This window comes from Sphingomonas hylomeconis (assembly GCF_025370105.1).
Classification (GTDB): Bacteria; Pseudomonadota; Alphaproteobacteria; order Sphingomonadales; family Sphingomonadaceae; genus Sphingomonas; species Sphingomonas hylomeconis.
Window position 1 is genome coordinate 1 of sequence record NZ_JANQBK010000006.1, and the last position, 14927, is coordinate 14927.

Annotated in this window: 13 protein-coding genes; 6 read left to right on the forward strand and 7 right to left on the reverse strand. The window is 67.8% G+C overall.

Going from position 1 to position 14927, the window contains the following annotated elements:
• The 3 genes from NV401_RS10270 to NV401_RS10280 all read right to left on the reverse strand — a co-directional run.
• A partial coding sequence (locus NV401_RS10270) for an inorganic phosphate transporter (protein WP_261294335.1) occupies nucleotides 1–987 on the reverse strand: 987 nt, incomplete at its 3' end.
• A 13-nt stretch (nucleotides 988–1000) separates the two neighbouring features.
• Complete coding sequence (locus NV401_RS10275; protein ID WP_261294336.1) at nucleotides 1001–2182, reverse strand: DUF47 family protein; 1182 nt, start codon at nucleotides 2180–2182, stop codon at nucleotides 1001–1003.
• 28 nt (nucleotides 2183–2210) lie between these two features.
• On the reverse strand, nucleotides 2211–3707 hold the full coding sequence (locus NV401_RS10280) for an MDR family MFS transporter (protein ID WP_261294337.1): 1497 nt from the start codon (nucleotides 3705–3707) through the stop codon (nucleotides 2211–2213).
• A 228-nt stretch (nucleotides 3708–3935) separates the two neighbouring features.
• Here NV401_RS10280 and NV401_RS10285 point away from each other — a divergent pair, with 228 nt between their 5' ends.
• Genes NV401_RS10285 through NV401_RS10305 form a run of 5 tightly spaced genes read left to right on the forward strand, consistent with a single transcriptional unit; the run spans nucleotide 3936 to nucleotide 8938 of the window.
• Nucleotides 3936–4388: a MarR family winged helix-turn-helix transcriptional regulator gene (locus NV401_RS10285; protein WP_261294338.1), complete on the forward strand. Its 453-nt coding sequence runs from the start codon at nucleotides 3936–3938 to the stop codon at nucleotides 4386–4388.
• A complete protein-coding gene (locus NV401_RS10290; protein WP_261294339.1) occupies nucleotides 4385–6430 on the forward strand; it encodes an FUSC family protein in 2046 nt (681 codons plus the stop codon). The genes NV401_RS10285 and NV401_RS10290 overlap by 4 nt, the downstream gene beginning before the upstream one ends.
• A complete protein-coding gene (locus NV401_RS10295) occupies nucleotides 6427–6642 on the forward strand; it encodes a DUF1656 domain-containing protein (protein WP_261294340.1) in 216 nt (71 codons plus the stop codon). The genes NV401_RS10290 and NV401_RS10295 overlap by 4 nt, the downstream gene beginning before the upstream one ends.
• Nucleotides 6639–7514, forward strand: coding sequence for an efflux RND transporter periplasmic adaptor subunit (locus tag NV401_RS10300; RefSeq protein WP_261294341.1), 876 nt, complete (start codon nucleotides 6639–6641; stop codon nucleotides 7512–7514). The genes NV401_RS10295 and NV401_RS10300 overlap by 4 nt, the downstream gene beginning before the upstream one ends.
• Before the next feature lie 11 nt (nucleotides 7515–7525).
• Nucleotides 7526–8938 carry an efflux transporter outer membrane subunit gene (locus NV401_RS10305; RefSeq protein ID WP_261294342.1) on the forward strand — a complete coding sequence of 471 codons (1413 nt, stop codon included), beginning with the start codon at nucleotides 7526–7528 and terminating at the stop codon, nucleotides 8936–8938.
• A 21-nt stretch (nucleotides 8939–8959) separates the two neighbouring features.
• Here NV401_RS10305 and NV401_RS10310 read toward each other — a convergent pair whose 3' ends face one another.
• Genes NV401_RS10310 through NV401_RS10325 form a run of 4 tightly spaced genes read right to left on the reverse strand, consistent with a single transcriptional unit; the run spans nucleotide 8960 to nucleotide 13536 of the window.
• Nucleotides 8960–10354 (reverse strand): alpha,alpha-trehalose-phosphate synthase (UDP-forming), encoded by a 1395-nt coding sequence (locus NV401_RS10310; RefSeq protein WP_261294343.1) that lies wholly within the window; start codon nucleotides 10352–10354, stop codon nucleotides 8960–8962.
• Nucleotides 10351–12132, reverse strand: a complete 1782-nt coding sequence (locus NV401_RS10315) for a glycoside hydrolase family 15 protein (RefSeq protein ID WP_261294344.1) — start codon at nucleotides 12130–12132, stop codon at nucleotides 10351–10353. Before NV401_RS10315 ends, NV401_RS10310 begins: the two co-directional genes overlap by 4 nt.
• Nucleotides 12129–12872: a trehalose-phosphatase gene (gene otsB / locus NV401_RS10320; protein ID WP_261294345.1), complete on the reverse strand. Its 744-nt coding sequence runs from the start codon at nucleotides 12870–12872 to the stop codon at nucleotides 12129–12131. The genes NV401_RS10315 and otsB overlap by 4 nt, the downstream gene beginning before the upstream one ends.
• Nucleotides 12862–13536, reverse strand: a complete 675-nt coding sequence (locus NV401_RS10325) for a fumarylacetoacetate hydrolase family protein (RefSeq protein WP_261294346.1) — start codon at nucleotides 13534–13536, stop codon at nucleotides 12862–12864. The genes otsB and NV401_RS10325 overlap by 11 nt, the downstream gene beginning before the upstream one ends.
• A gap of 152 nt (nucleotides 13537–13688) precedes the next feature.
• Here NV401_RS10325 and NV401_RS10330 point away from each other — a divergent pair, with 152 nt between their 5' ends.
• Nucleotides 13689–14873 (forward strand): MFS transporter, encoded by a 1185-nt coding sequence (locus tag NV401_RS10330; protein ID WP_261294347.1) that lies wholly within the window; start codon nucleotides 13689–13691, stop codon nucleotides 14871–14873.
• Nucleotides 14874–14927: the final 54 nt, after the last annotated feature.

A 14927-nucleotide genomic window follows, 5' to 3' on the forward strand; every position in this document is an offset into this window, starting at 1 on the left:
CAGCGCGCCGACCGCGGCGGAGGCGGGGATCGTGATCAGCCACGCAACCACCACGCCGCGCGCCACGCCCCAGCGCACCGCCGACGCGCGGCGCGCGGTCCCGGCGCCGATGATCGCACCGGTGATGGTGTGCGTGGTCGATACCGGGATGCCCAGCGCGGAGGCGATGAACAGCACGATCGATCCGGCCAGCGACGCGCTGAAGCCCTGATGCTGCGACAGTTTGGTGATGCGCGAGCCCATCGTCTCGATGATCTTCCAGCCGCCGGTCATCGTGCCCAGCGCGATCGCAACGTAGCAGCTGATCGCGACCCAGTGCGGCACCGCGAACGGCCCGGTAAGATATCCGGTGGAATAGAGCAGGACGGTGATGATCCCCATCGTCTTCTGCGCATCGTTGAGCCCATGGCTGAGCGAATAGGCGGCCGAAGAGACCAAGTGCAGCACGCGGAAGCTGCGTTCGGCCTGGCTGGCGCTCACGCGGTGCAGCGCCCAGCTCGACGCCAGCATCACCAGCATTGCGAGGAACATGCCGATCGTCGGCGACAGCACGATCGCGATCAGCGTCTTGTTGAGCCCGGCCCATTGGATGCCGCTAATCCCGGCATGCGCGACGCCTGATCCGATCATTCCGCCGACCAAAGCGTGGCTACTCGACGAGGGGATGCCCCTGATCCAGGTCACCACGTTCCAGAACATCGCCCCGCCGAGCGCGCCGAAGATCACCGCCGGAGTGATCAGATCCTTGTCGATCAGACCCTTGCCGATCGTATCGGCGACCGCGTGCAGGCTCGGAAAGGCGATGGTCAGGAAATAGGCCGCGAAATTGAACACCGCGGCGAACAGCACCGCCTTGACCGGCGAGAGCAGGCGCGTCGCGACGACGGTGGCGATCGAATTGGCCGCGTCGTGCAGGCCGTTGAGATAATCGAACGCCAGCGCGACGATGATCAGCCCGACGAGCAGCGGAAAGGCGAGTTGATGCATGGCTTAATGCGGGTCAGGAATGATCGATGACGATGCCGTCGATCTCGTCGGCGACATCCTCGAACGCGTCGACGATCCGTTCGAGATGCTTGTAGATCTCGCGGTCGATCACGAAGCGCAGCGTATCGCTCGTGCCATGTTCCTGCAGCGAGCGCTTGAGCCCGGCAGCGTGAATCTCGTCGGCATGGCTCTCCATCCGCACCAGCCGCTCGGTCAGCTCGTGCAGCCGCTCGCCGTTGCGCGCGACATCGCGCAGCAGTGGCATCGCCTCGGACGCGACGCGGGCGGCATCGACGATAATCGCCGCCATGTCCTTCATCTCGGGGGAAATGTCGGTCACGTCGTACAGATCGATCGCCTGCGCGGCGGCCTGCATCTCGTCTACCGTATCGTCCATCGCGCCGATCAAGCTGGTGATCGCGGCACGATCGAACGGCGTGAGGAAGGTCTTGCGCACCGTCTGCAGCACATTGCGGGTGATCTCGTCGGCATCATGCTCGCGCTCGATGATCTCGCGGATATGATCAGGCGCGGCCGCGCCGCCTTCGAGCATCCGCGCGGTAGCATCGGCGGCGGCGACGATCGTGCGGGCATGCGCCTCGAACATCTCGAAGAAATTCCCCGTCTTGGGGAGCAGACGCTGAAACCAGGCGAACATGGATCCTACTTTCGATCGCTCGGCGACGGTGCCGAGCATGGTGGTGCGCCGCGCAGCGGCAGTGAATTCGGCGGTGGCAAACGAGCGGATCAGATCGCGCAGGTCGGGCTCGTCGACCGCCGCAGCGGCTTCGGCCAGCGAAAACCAGCGCCGCTCGCGCTGTTCCTGCTCTTTCCAGCTGTCCAGTTCGCGCGTCACGGCGAGTGGAAAGACATCGACATCGACCATCAGCGACGCGCCGTTGCTGCGCCGCTTGCGATAGCGATAGCTGCCGAGCCGGGTCGGGCATACCGCGCCGCACACGCCAGCCTCCTCCTCCGCCTCGCCCGCCGCGGCGGCGTGCGGCGCCATCCCGGCATCGATATTGCCCTTGGGAATCACCCAGCGGCCGGTGCCGCGCGAGGTGACGAGCATGACGCGGACGGTCGCGTCGGTGGCGGTGCCGGCGGTGCGGTACGGAAGGGCGGCGATCTGACGAATGGGGCGGGTCCAGTTGGAATCGGTGGCGTCTATTGCAGCAAAGCAGCGGCGCTGCATAGCGCCCGCGCCGCGTTGTCCGCTCGCGCTAGCGGTGCCCGCTGAGCTCAGCGCCGGCATCGGCGGCAAACCGCCGGTTCCAGATCGTCGCCGCCGCCGAGACAAGGGTCACGACCATGAATGCCAGCGTGAAATCGGCCAGGCTTGGGCGCGCATGGCCCGAGCCGAGCATGCCGACGTGCAGCGCCGCCGCGCCGACGCAGATGCCGAGTGACAGCATCAGTTGCTGGAACGTCGCGTAAAAGCTGGTCGCCGCGCTCATCCGGCTGCTCGGCACCTCGTCATAGGCGATCGTGTTATAGGCCGAGAATTGGAACGACATGAAGAAGCCCGAGATCATCAGGATCGCGAAGATCAGCGCGATCGGCCAATCGGGGCGAAACAGACCGCACACCGCATAACCGGCGCTGCCGCCCAGCCCGCCGACGATCAGGCTGCGCCGGAACCCCCATTTGCGCAGGATGCGCGGCGCCAGCCCCTTCATCATCAGCGATCCGATCGCACCGGCGATGGTGATCAGCCCGCTCGCCGCAGCGGTCATGCCGAAGCCCAATTGCAGCATCATCGGCAGCAGGAAGGGCTGCGCGCCCTGCGTGATGCGCGTCAGCGAGCCGGCGATCAACGAAAGGCGGAAGGTCGGTATCGCCATCAGCGTGAGATCGAGGATCGGATCCGGCCGCCGCCGCGCATGGCGCAGATAGGCCCAGCCGGCGAGCGCACCGATCGCGATCAGCAAAAGCGCCGCGGGCAATTCGCCCGTGCGGCTGGTCATTTCGAAGCCGAACAGCAGGCAGCCGAGCGCGATGCCGGACAGCACGAAGCCCCAGGCATCGAACCGCACCGGCCCGTCGGCGCGGACGTCCTCGATATAGCGCGTGACCAACACGATGCCGAGCAGGCCGATCGGCAGGTTGAGGTAGAAGATCCAGCGCCAGTCGAGATAGGTGACGATCGCGCCGCCGACCGGCGGTCCCAGGATCGGCCCGATCAGCGCCGGCATGATCAGCCACGACATCGCCGAGACCATATCCTCCTTGGCCACGCTGCGCAGCAGCACGAGACGCCCGATCGGGATCATCATCGCCCCGCCCAACCCCTGGACGAAGCGCGCGCCCATCATCAGCGGCAGACTGGTGGCGATCCCGCACAGCGCCGATCCCGCGACGAAGATCAGGATCGCCGCGCGGAACACGGTGCGGGATCCGAACCGGTCGGCCAGCCGGCCACTGGCCGGGATGAAGATCGCCAGCGCGAGCAGATAGGAGGTCAGCGCCGCGCTCATATTGGTCGCTGGCACGCCGAAATCGCGCGCCATGGTGGGCAAGGCAGTCGACAGGATCGTCGCGTCCATCTGCTCCATGAACAGCGCGCAGGCGATGATCAAAGCGGTCACGCGGTAGCTGCGCGGCGTGTGACCCTCCGCCCGGGGATCGGCGGGAACGCGGGCGATGCCATCGGCCGCGGGCAGGATACCATCGCGGACTTCGCTGTTGATCGAGGCCAGGCCCCGTCGACGCAATCTCATTACTGTCTTTCCGAAGCGTCGGGCGACGCGCGCGCCCGGCCTGGTGGGCCTCTCCGGATCTGCTGCCCCGGTCGTTCGACCGGCGGTCGGCGGTTCTACTGAACCCCGGACAGCGCCGAGGCAATCACGTGCCGGCCATCGTTTGGCAACAAGATGGAAACATTGCAATTCGGCGATCGTTCCAATGGTGCATTGCAGCACACGACCGGGACATTACTTAGCACGCTAATGAAATCACCCCGACTCTCGCTCGAAGCATCCTATGCCCGTACGCTGCTGCCGCTCGCCCGGCTGTGGCGCCAAGCGGCGGATCGCGCGCTGAGCGACATGGGCGTGTCCGCCTCGCTCGGCTGGGCGCTCGTGCAGGTCGGCCGCTCGGGTGACGCGATCCGGCAGACCGACCTTGCCGCCGCGCTCGAGATCAGCGCGGCATCGTTGGTGCGGCTGGCCGACCAGATGGTCGCCGCGCAATTGGTCGAACGCCTGCGCGACGCGAACGATGCCCGGGTCAGCCGGATCCGGCTGACCGATCGTGGCCGGGCGCTGGTCGAGACGATCGAAGCGCGCTTCGCCGCGCTGCGCCAGGAAATGCTCGGCGACGTCACCGATCGCGATCTTGCAACCGCACTCAGCGTGGCCGAGCGGCTTGGCGCCCGCTTCATGCAGGAGCGTGTCAAATGATCCTCGAACGGTTCGGCACGCGCGAGGCGCTGTTCTCCCTCAAATGCTTCGTTGCCGCGATGCTGGCCTATTATGTCGCGCTGCGGATCGGCCTGACTCGCCCGTTCTGGGCGGTGACCACCGCCTATATCGTCGCGCAGCCGCTGGCAGGCGCGGTGCTGTCAAAGGCGGTGTTCCGCGTGCTGGGCACGGTGCTCGGCGGGGTCGCGGCGGTGGTGCTGGTGCCCAATCTGGTCAACGCGCCGGAACTGCTGGTCGCGGCGCTCGCGCTGTGGCTCGGCCTGTGCCTGTACATCTCGCTGCTCGATCGGACGCCGCGCGCGTACATCTTCCTGCTCGCCGGCTATACCGCGAGCATCATCGGCTTTCCCTCGGTGCTCGCGCCCGGCTCGGTATTCCTGACCGCCACACTGCGCGTGCAAGAGATCATCATCGGGATCGGTTGCGCCAGCCTGGTGCACGGCCTGGTATTTCCGCAAACGGTGACCGCGACCCTGCTCGCGCGGGTCGATGCGATCCTCGCCGATGCCGAGCGCTGGTCACGCGATTCGCTGGCCACTGCCGGCGATGCGACGCTCGATCGCGATCGCCGGCGGCTGGCGCTCGACATCAACGAGCTGCACCAGCTGTCGATCCACCTGCCGTTCGATACCGCCCGGCTGCTGCCGCGCGTACGCACGCTGCGCGCGCTGCAGGAACAATTGTCGATGGTGCTGCCGCTGGCCAGCGCGATCGACGACCGGATCGTCGAACTGGCGCGTGCCGGCCATGCGCCGCGCCCCGCGGCGGTCGCGCTGATCGAGGACGTCCGCGCCTGGCTCGCCGTGCCGCAGGACGACGGCCGCGCCGCCACCGCCCAAGCGCTGATCGATCGCGCGCGCGCGCTGGAACCCGACGTGACGGACGATCTGGCATGGCGCGACGCACTGCGGCTAAGCCTGCTGGCGCGCCTTGCCGACCTGATCGCGGCGCATCGCAACTGCCGCGACCTGCGCGACCAATTATGGTCGGCCACGCGGACGCCGGTCAGCGACGCGGTACGCGAGCTGCTCGCGCGCGGCCGGCGGCGGCCGCTGCACCGCGATCGCGGCATCGCGCTGCGCGCGGCGGCGGGCACGGTCGCGACGATCCTGCTCGGCTCGACCTTCTGGATCGCCACCGGCTGGCCCGACGGCGCCGGCGCGGTGCTGATCGCCGGCGTCTGCTGCGCGCTGTTCGGCAATAGCGATGATCCCGCGCCGATGATCCGCACCTTTTTCTACGGCTCGATTCTGGGGCTGGTCGTGGCGGGACTCTATGCCTTCGTGATCCTGCCGCGGGCGACCGATTTCGTCACGCTGGCAGCGCTGCTGGCGCCGGCGCTCCTGCTCGGCGGCATGTTCCTCGCGCGGCCGCGCTGGATGCTGCTGATGCTGGGCGCGATGCTCACCGGGCTCAACTCGGTTGGACTCAACGACCGGTTCGGCGCCAGTTTCGATTCCTTCCTCAATACCGGCGTTTCCACGTTGATCGGCACGCTGTTCGCGGTGGTGACGGTGGGGCTGTTCCAGACGATCGGCGCGGACAGCAGCGCGCGGCGACTGATCCGTGCCGGCTGGCGCGAACTGGCGGCGCGCAGCGACCTGCCTGGGCCGCCCGATGCCAATGGCTGGGTGAGCCGGATGCTCGACCGGATCGGGTTGCTCGCGCCGCGCCTCGCCGCACAGGGCCAGGATCCGGGCAAGCCGCTGCTCGACGCGCTGACCGATCTGCGCGTCGGCGTGACGGTGGGCGAGCTGCGCCAGTTGCGGATCGACGGATCGCCGGCCGACGGCGCGACGATCACGCCGGTGCTGCGCGGCGTCGCGGCGCATTACCGCGCGCTGCTGCCGCACCGCCCGGCGCCGCCCGAGCCCGAATTGCTCGCCGGGATCGATCATGCGCTGACCCGGCTGGCGCAGAGCGAGACCGCCGATCTGCGCCGCCGCGCCGTGCTTGCCCTCACTTCGCTGCGGCGTAATCTGTTTCCCGCCGCCGCCCCTTATGCACAGGTGCTGCCATGACCGGTGAAATCTCGCTCGGCGGGGTCTATTTCCCCACCCTGTTGCTGCTCGCGATCGGCGCCACGGTGCTGACCCTCATCGTCACGCGTTTGCTGACCCATATCGGCTTCTATCGTTTCGTCGCCTATCGGCCGCTGGTCGATCTCGCGCTGTTCTTCCTCATGCTCGGGTTGGCATCGCTGCTGACCAGCCACTTCGGATTGCTGTCATGAAACCGCTCTACGCTTCGCTCGGCCGCGCCGCCGCCACCATCCTGATCGTCGTGCTGGCGATCGTCGTCGCACTGTGGCTGTGGCGCCGCTACGAGGTCGATCCCTGGACGCGCGACGGACGGATCCGCGCCGATATCGTGCGCGTGACGCCCGACGTCGCCGGGCTGGTGACGCAGGTCGCGGTGCGCGACAATCAGGCGGTGAAACCCGGCGACGTGCTGTTCGTGGTCGATCGCCCGCGCTTCGAGCTGACGCTGGCGCAATCCGATGCCGCGATCGCCAGCGCGCGGGCCACGCTGTTGCAGGCGCGGCGCGAGTCGCAGCGCGATCTGGCGCTCGGCGATCTCGTCGCGGCGGAAACGCACGAGCAGAATGTCGCGCGCGTCGCGACCGCCGCGGCGGCGCTGGCGCAGGCGCGCAGCACGCGCGCCACCGCCGCGCTCAACCTTGCGCGGACCACCGTCCGGGCCACCGTCCACGGCACCGTCACCAACCTCGATCTCCATCCCGGCGACTATATCGCCGCCGGCACGCAGGCGATGGCGCTGGTCGATACCGATTCGCTGCGCGTCGAGGGCTATTTCGAGGAAACCAAGCTGGGCGGCATCCATGTCGGCGATCCGGTGGTCGTCCATCTGATGGGCGAGGATCAGGCGCTGCACGGGCGCGTCGACAGCATCGCCGCCGGGATCAACGACAGCGAACGCACCAACACCAGCAACTTGCTGCCCAACGTCAACCCGACGTTCAACTGGGTGCGGCTGGCGCAGCGCATCCCGGTGCGGGTGAAACTGTTGCGCGTGCCCAAGGGCGTGCAGCTGATCGTTGGCCGCACCGCCACCGTCACGGTCAAGCCGCAGGTGGCGTCGTGATGCGCGGGGTGATGCGCGCGCGGAGCGCTGCGGCGCTGGCGCTGCTGCTGGCGGGCTGCACGACCGCCGGGCCGAACTATGCCCTGCCCGACCGTGCCGTCGTCAACCTGCCTGCCGCACAGGGGGAGTTTGCCAGCGGGAGAGAGAAGGCATTCGTCGATGCACCGCTGCCCGACCGGTGGTGGGAATTGTACGGCGACGCGCGGCTCGACGGCTTCGTAACCGAGGCGCTGGCGGCCAATGCCGATCTGCGCGCGGCGGACGCGAACTTGCGCCGCGCCGATGCGGTGGTGGCGGAAGTCGCGGCCGGCCGCACGCTATCGACCGGGCTCAGCGGCGGGACATCGCTGGATCGTTCGGCCACGAACGGCGCCAGCCTGCCCGGCGTGCTCGATTACAATCTCGGCCTGGCGCTGGCCTATCCGCTCGATCTGTCCGGACGGATCGCGCGCGCGATCGAGGCGGCACAGGGCGACGCCGAGGCGGTCGCCGCAGCGCGCGACAATGTCCGCGTGACCGTCGCGGCGGAAGTCGCGCGCAGCTATGCGACCGCGTGCACCGCCAACATGGTGCTCGCCGCCAACAACCGCGTGCTGGCGCTGCAGCGCCGCACGCTGGACGTGACGCAACGCCTGCAACGCGGCGGGCGCGGCACCGCCTTCGACGTGACCCGCGCGCGCTCCGCGGTCGAGCAGAGCGCCGCATTGATCCCGACGACGATCGCGACGCGCACCGCCGCGCTCTATCGCCTGGCCACGCTGATGGGCCGGGCGCCGGCCGCTTTTCCGCCGGACATGACCGCATGCGCCAAGCCGCCGACGATGCGGCGCGCGCTGCCGATCGGCGACGGCGCGGCGCTGATCCGCCGCCGCCCCGACATCCGCGCCGCCGAGCGCACGCTGGCCGCCGCGACCGCGCGGATCGGGGTCGCCACCGCGAACCTCTATCCGCAGGTCAGCCTGGGCGGTTCGGCCGGCTTCAGCGGCCCGGTGTCAAGCCTCGGCTCGGGCAATGCCTTCCATCTCGGCCTCGGCCCGCTGATCAGCTGGAGCTTCCCCAACCGCCCGATCGTGCACGCGCAGATCGCCCAGGCCGGCGCCGCCGCGGATGCCGCACTGGCGCAATTCGACGCCACTACGCTGGAGGCGCTGCGCCAGACCGAGTCCGCCCTTTCCGCTTATGCCCGCGAAGCCGATCGCAACGCCGCGCTGTCGCGCGCCCAGGCCAGCGCCGCCACCGCGGCCGACCAGGCCAACCGACTCTATCGTTTCGGGCGCACCGATTTCCTGTCGTTGCTCACCGCGCAGGCCGCGTTGACCACGGCGCAGGCCAATCTCGCCGCCTCGGATGCCTTGCTGGTCGATCGCCAGGTCGACGTGTTCAAGGCGCTGGGCGGCGGCTGGCAGGATATCGCGCGGGACTAGGCCGATGCCGCGCCGCCGGGATCACCCCTCGGGATTGGCCACCGACAAAGGCAGCATGAGCGCGTCGAGGAATTGCTGGCGCCACCAATTGATGTCCTGCGTCTCGATCGAATCCATGCAGGCGCGCCAGCGCCGGATGCGCTCGGCGCGGTCCATGCGCAACGCGATCAGGATCGCGTCCGCCACCTCCTCCGCGCTGTACGGATTGACCAGGATCGCCTCGGTCAGCTGCGCCGCCGCGCCGGCGAAACGCGACAGGATCAGCACGCCGGGATCCTCCGGATCCTGCGCGGCGACATATTCCTTGGCAACCAAGTTCATGCCGTCGCGCAGCGGCGTGACGAGGCCGATCTTGGCGGCGCGATAGATGCCGGCCAGTGTATCGCGGCCATAGCCCTGGTTGACGTAGCGGATCGGCACCCAATCGACATCGGCATAGGCGCCGTTGATCCGCCCCGACAGGCCTTCCAGCGTGTTGCGGATGCGCTGATAGCTGCCAACGGCACCACGCGACGGTGGCGCGATCTGCAGCAGGAACACTTCCTTGCGTTCCTCGGGATGCTCGACGAGGAAGCGTTCATAGCCGAGAAAACGCTCTTCGAGCCCCTTCGAATAATCCAGCCGGTCGACCCCGACGATCATGTCGCGCCCATCCGCGCTGTCGCGCGTGCGGCGATAGGACAGGCGCGCGGTGACGCTGCGCGCGAGATCGACGAATTCGGGCGTGTCGATGCCGATCGGACAGGCCAGCACGCGCACGCTGCGCGTGCCCAGCGTGACGACATCGCCGTCGACGCTCGCGCCCATTTCGAGCGTCACGAAATCGAGGAAGGAGTCGAGCCATTCCCCGGTATGGAACCCGATCACGTCATAGGCGAACAGCCGCCGCACCAGTTCCTGCGCCTCGGGCAGGATCGACAGCAGCCGCCGCGGCGGCCACGGGATGTGAAGGAAGAAGCCGATGCGGTTCTCGCAGCCGCGCCGGCGCAGCTCGTCGCCCAAGGGGAAGAGGTGGTAATCCTGGATCCACACCACGTCCTCGGGCTCGATCAGCGGCGACACCGTTTCGGCAAAACGCTCGTTGACGCGCTGATAACCGCCCGCGAATTCGCGCTCATATTCCGCGAGATCGACGCGGTAGTGGAAGAGCGGCCACAAGGTGCGGTTGGCGTAGCCGTTATAATATTCGTCGATGTCCTGATCCTCCAGATCCATCGTCGCGGTGGTGACGCCGTCGTCGCGCTGGAAATGGATGTCGCCGGTGAACGTATCGGTGCGTTCGCCCGACCAGCCGAACCATACGCCGCTATATTGCCGCAGCGCCGAGGAGAGCGCGACCGCGAGACCGCCCTGTGCACCGGATTCGGATCCCTTGGGGGCGGATACGCGGTTCGAGATGATGACCAGCCGGCTCATCGGATCGCACTCCATGGTTTGCTCAGCAATGCCGCGCAGTTGATCATCCCGACCAGCGAATAGGTCTGCGGATAATTGCCCCACAATTCCCCGGTCGCCGGATCGATGTCCTCGGACAGCAGCCCGGCCGCAGTGCGGCGGTCGAGCATCTCCTCGAACAGCGCGCGGGCGTCGGCGGTGCGGCCGGTGAAGTGCAGCGCCTCGATCAGCCAGAAGGTGCACACGTTGAACGCGGTTTCGGGCAGGCCGAAATCGTCCTCGATCGCATAGCGCAGCATGAACGAGCCACGCCGCAAGCCCTCCTCGACCGCCTTCAGCGTATCCAGGAAGCGGGGATCATCCGGCTCCAGGAAACGCAAATCGAGCAATTGCAGCACGCTGGCGTCGAGATCGTCGCCGGCAAACGTCGCCGACATGCGCTTCGTATCGGGGCGCCAGGCGGCGCTTTCGATATGCGCGCGGATCCGGTCGGCGCGATCCTGCCAGAAGATTTTCCGCTCGGGCAAAGCCAGTGCGCCTGCGGCATTGGCCAGACGATCGCACGCCGCCCAGCACATCGCCGAGGAATACGTGTGCACGCTCTGACGCGTACGCAATTCCCACAGACCGGCATCGGGCTCGTCGTAATTCTGCCAGGCGCGTTCGCCGACGCGCTCGAGCGCTTCGAAATCCTCCACACCGGCCATGCGGAACAGCCGTGTGTCGAACACGGCATGGACCGCGCAGAGCACGATCTGGCCATAGGCATCGTGCTGGATCTGCTCATAGGCCTGATTGCCGACGCGCACCGGCCCCATGCCGCGATAGCCCGGAAGATCGGGCGCGACCCATTCTTCGAGCGTCGCTTCGCCAAGCACGCCGTAGAGCGGCTGGATATGGCCACCCGCGGCGTCGTCGACGATGTTGCGCAGATAGCCGAGATAGCCCTCCAGCACGTCGAGCGCGCCTAGCCGGTTGAGCGCCTGCACCGTATAATAGGCATCGCGGATCCAGCAGTAGCGATAGTCCCAGTTGCGCCCGGAATCGGCATGTTCGGGAATCGACGTGGTCATCGCCGCGACGATCGCGCCTGTTTCCTCGTGCTGGCACAGTTTGAGCGTGATCGCGGAGCGGATTACCACGTCCTGCCATTCAAGCGGGATCGCCAGGCCGCGGACCCATTCCTGCCAGTGGAGCGTGGTATCGGCGAGCATCGTGTCGAGTGTCGCGGCGAGATCGCCGGCGAAGCTCTCGTCGGGCCCAAGGAAGAAGTGCAATGGCCGCTCGAGCCGGAACGTGCGCTCTTCCGCCACCATGCCGGTCGGCGCGGTGGTGCTGAGCCGCAGCGCCATATCGGGCATCAGGAAGCGGATATGGTTCGATCCGCCCGTCTTCTCGCCGCAGCCGCCGCCCCAGCCGCAGGTCGGCTTGAGCCGGACCGTGATGCGCGGGCTGCCCGCCACCGGGCGAACGATCCTCGCATAGGCGACCGGGCGGTAGCTGCGCCCGAGCCGTTCGAAGCGCGGGCAGAAATCGATCACGTCGATCGCATTGCCGCTGGCGTCGGTATGGCGGCTGATCAGAATCGGCGTGTTGCGCACATAATGCTGCTCGACGCTGACGCTATCCTCGATCTCGATCCCCCAATAGCCGCGCTCCGGATCGTCGCCGCCGAGCAGCGCGGAAAAGACGGGGTCGCCATCGATCCGCGGGACGCAGCCCCACACGAACCGGCCGGCGCGATCGACGAGCGCACTGACCTGGCAATTGCCGATCGGCCACAGATCCACCGAACTCATGCCGCGTGCTCGCAGGCGGCTTCCAACCAGTCGAGCGTCGCTGCGACGCCGGGCAGGCGATAGCTTGCGCTGCTCGGCCGCGCCTCGCCGACTAGGATGCCGGCACCACCAAGCGCTTCCGCCGCCACCATTGCCGGCTCGTCAGTATCGTCATCCCCCAGGAATATCGGGCGGTGCCCCGCCATCGGCGATCGCTCCATCAACCGGTGCAGCGCCGTGCCCTTGTCCGCGCCGCCAAGCCTGAGTTCGACCATCATCTTGCCGGTCTGCACATGCAGGCCGGTTTCCGCGGCGAGCGATCGCGCGAGCGCATGGGCGGCATCATGCATGTCGGGTGCCGCGCGGTAATGGAGCGCCGCGCCGAACGGTTTTTCCTCGACCAACAGGCCGGATGTTGCGGTTGCGAAGTGTTTCATGTCGGAGAGGATACGATCGAGAGCGCCCGGACGTTCCGGCAGCGTTTTCGTTCCGTCGTGCCAGCGCACCTCCAGGCCGTGGCTGCCGGCGATGGTCAGCGGCAGCGGCCCGAACAGGCCGACGATGCCCGCGACCGGGCGGCCGCTGACGATGGCGACGCGACCGGACAGCGTTTTCGCGAGCCTTTCCAGCAGGCTGGCGAGCCGTGCATCGACCGCCACCAGTTCGGGCCGGGCAGCGAGTTCGACCAACGTGCCGTCGAAATCGAGGAACAATGCCGCATTGCGCAGCAGGCCGGCGGGCGGGGCCGATTTACTTGGCAAAGGTCACCTCGACCGGCGCGATGCCGGCGATGGTAGCGCGGACCGTGTCGCCGCGCGCGATCGGGCCGACGCCGGCGGGCGTGCCGGTGAAGATCAAGTCGCCGGGTGCCAGTTCAACGAATTCGGACAGCTTGGCGACGATTTCAGGCACGCTCCAGATCATGTCTGAAAGATCGCCCGCCTGCCGTGGATCGCCGTTCACCGTGAGCGCGATCGCGCCGTGCGCCGGCGGTGCGCCGGGCGCGAGCGGCCCGATCGGCGCCGAACGATCAAAGCCCTTGGCCATGTCCCACGGCCGGCCCGCTTTCTTGGCCGTCGCCTGCAGGTCGCGCCGCGTGAGATCGATGCCCACCGCATGGCCGAAGATCAGCGCCGCGGCGTCCGCCACCGCAATATCGCTGCCGCCTGCGCCCAGCGCGACGACCAGTTCGACCTCATGGTGCAGATCCGCGGTGCAGGTTGGGAATGGCAGGCTGGTGCCGCTGGCGACCACGGCGTCCGACGGCTTGGAGAAGAAAAACGGTTCCTGCCGCGCCGGGTCGGACCCCATTTCGCGCGCGTGATCGGCGTAATTCTGCCCCACACAATAGATCCGGCGCACGGGGAAACGATCGCTGCTACCGGCAATGGCGATGCTGGGTACGGTCAGGTCTGGCAGGCGCATAACGGTCTCCGGATAGCGTGGCGGCAAAATGTGCTGGCCTGTTCGGCCGGGGCTTGTATGGCTCCCGGCGCGCGGATCAACCCCGTACGTTCCGGAGAGGCTGCATGATGGCCCGTTGCCGATGCCCGGCGGCGGATCCAGGAGCTTACCCCTTGTCCCTCCCCACCCCCGCGGCCCCGCCACGCCCGGCCGCGCCCGTCGGCCTCGTCCATTTCGCGCTTGCCGTCGGCGGCTTCGCCATCGGCACGACGGAATTCGCGACGATGAGCCTGCTGCCCTATTTTGCCAAGGACCTGCACATCAGCGAGCCGACCGCCGGCCATGTGATCAGCGCCTATGCCTTGGGCGTCGTGGTCGGCGCGCCGCTAATCGCGGTGCTCTCCGCTCGCGTGGCGCGGCGCACGCTGCTGATCGGGCTGATGCTGGTCTTCGCGCTAGCCAATGGCTTGTCCGCGCTGGCCCCGTCCTATCCGTCGATGCTGGTGTTCCGGTTCCTGAGCGGCCTGCCGCACGGCGCCTATTTCGGCGTTGCCGCATTGGTCGCCGCGTCGCTCGTCGCGCCCGAGCGGCGCACGCTGGCGGTCGGCCGCGTGATGCTCGGGCTGACCGTCGCGACGATCATCGGCGTGCCGGCGGCAAACTGGCTCGGCCAGGCGTTCGGCTGGCGCTGGGGCTTCGGCGTGGTCGCCGTGCTCGCGCTGATCACCGCGCTCCTCGCGCTGCTGATCGTGCCGAACGACACGCCGGATGCCGATGCCAGCCCGTTGCGCGAACTGGGCGCGCTGAAGAAGGGCCAGGTCTGGCTCACGCTGGGGATCGGCGCGATCGGCTTCGGCGGGCTGTTCTCGGTCTATACCTATCTCAGCTCGACGCTGATGGCCGTGACCGGCGTGTCGGCGGTGATGGTGCCGGTGGTGCTGGCGGTGTTTGGTGTCGGCATGACCGCCGGCAATCTGCTCATCCCGCGCTTTGCCGACAAGGCGCTTATGCCGACCGCCGGGCTATTGCTGTTATGGTCGGCCGCCACGCTCGCGCTCTACACGGTCGCCGCGCACAATATCTGGGCGGTGACGCTGTGCGTCTTCGCGATCGGGCTCGGTGGCGCGCTGGGTACCGTCTTGCAGACGCGACTGATGGATGTCGCCGGCGATGCGCAGACGCTGGCCGCAGCGCTCAACCACTCCGCCTTCAACACGGCCAACGCACTCGGCCCATGGCTCGGCGGCATGGCGATCGCGGCGGGATATGGCTGGACCTCGACCGGGTGGGTCGGCTGTGCGCTGGCGCTGGGTGGCTTTGCGATCTGGTCGGTATCGGCGCTGCTCGGCCGGCGATGACGACCCATACTTCGCTTTTGCACTGGATAGTTGCCGCCGTAAATATTATTGGAC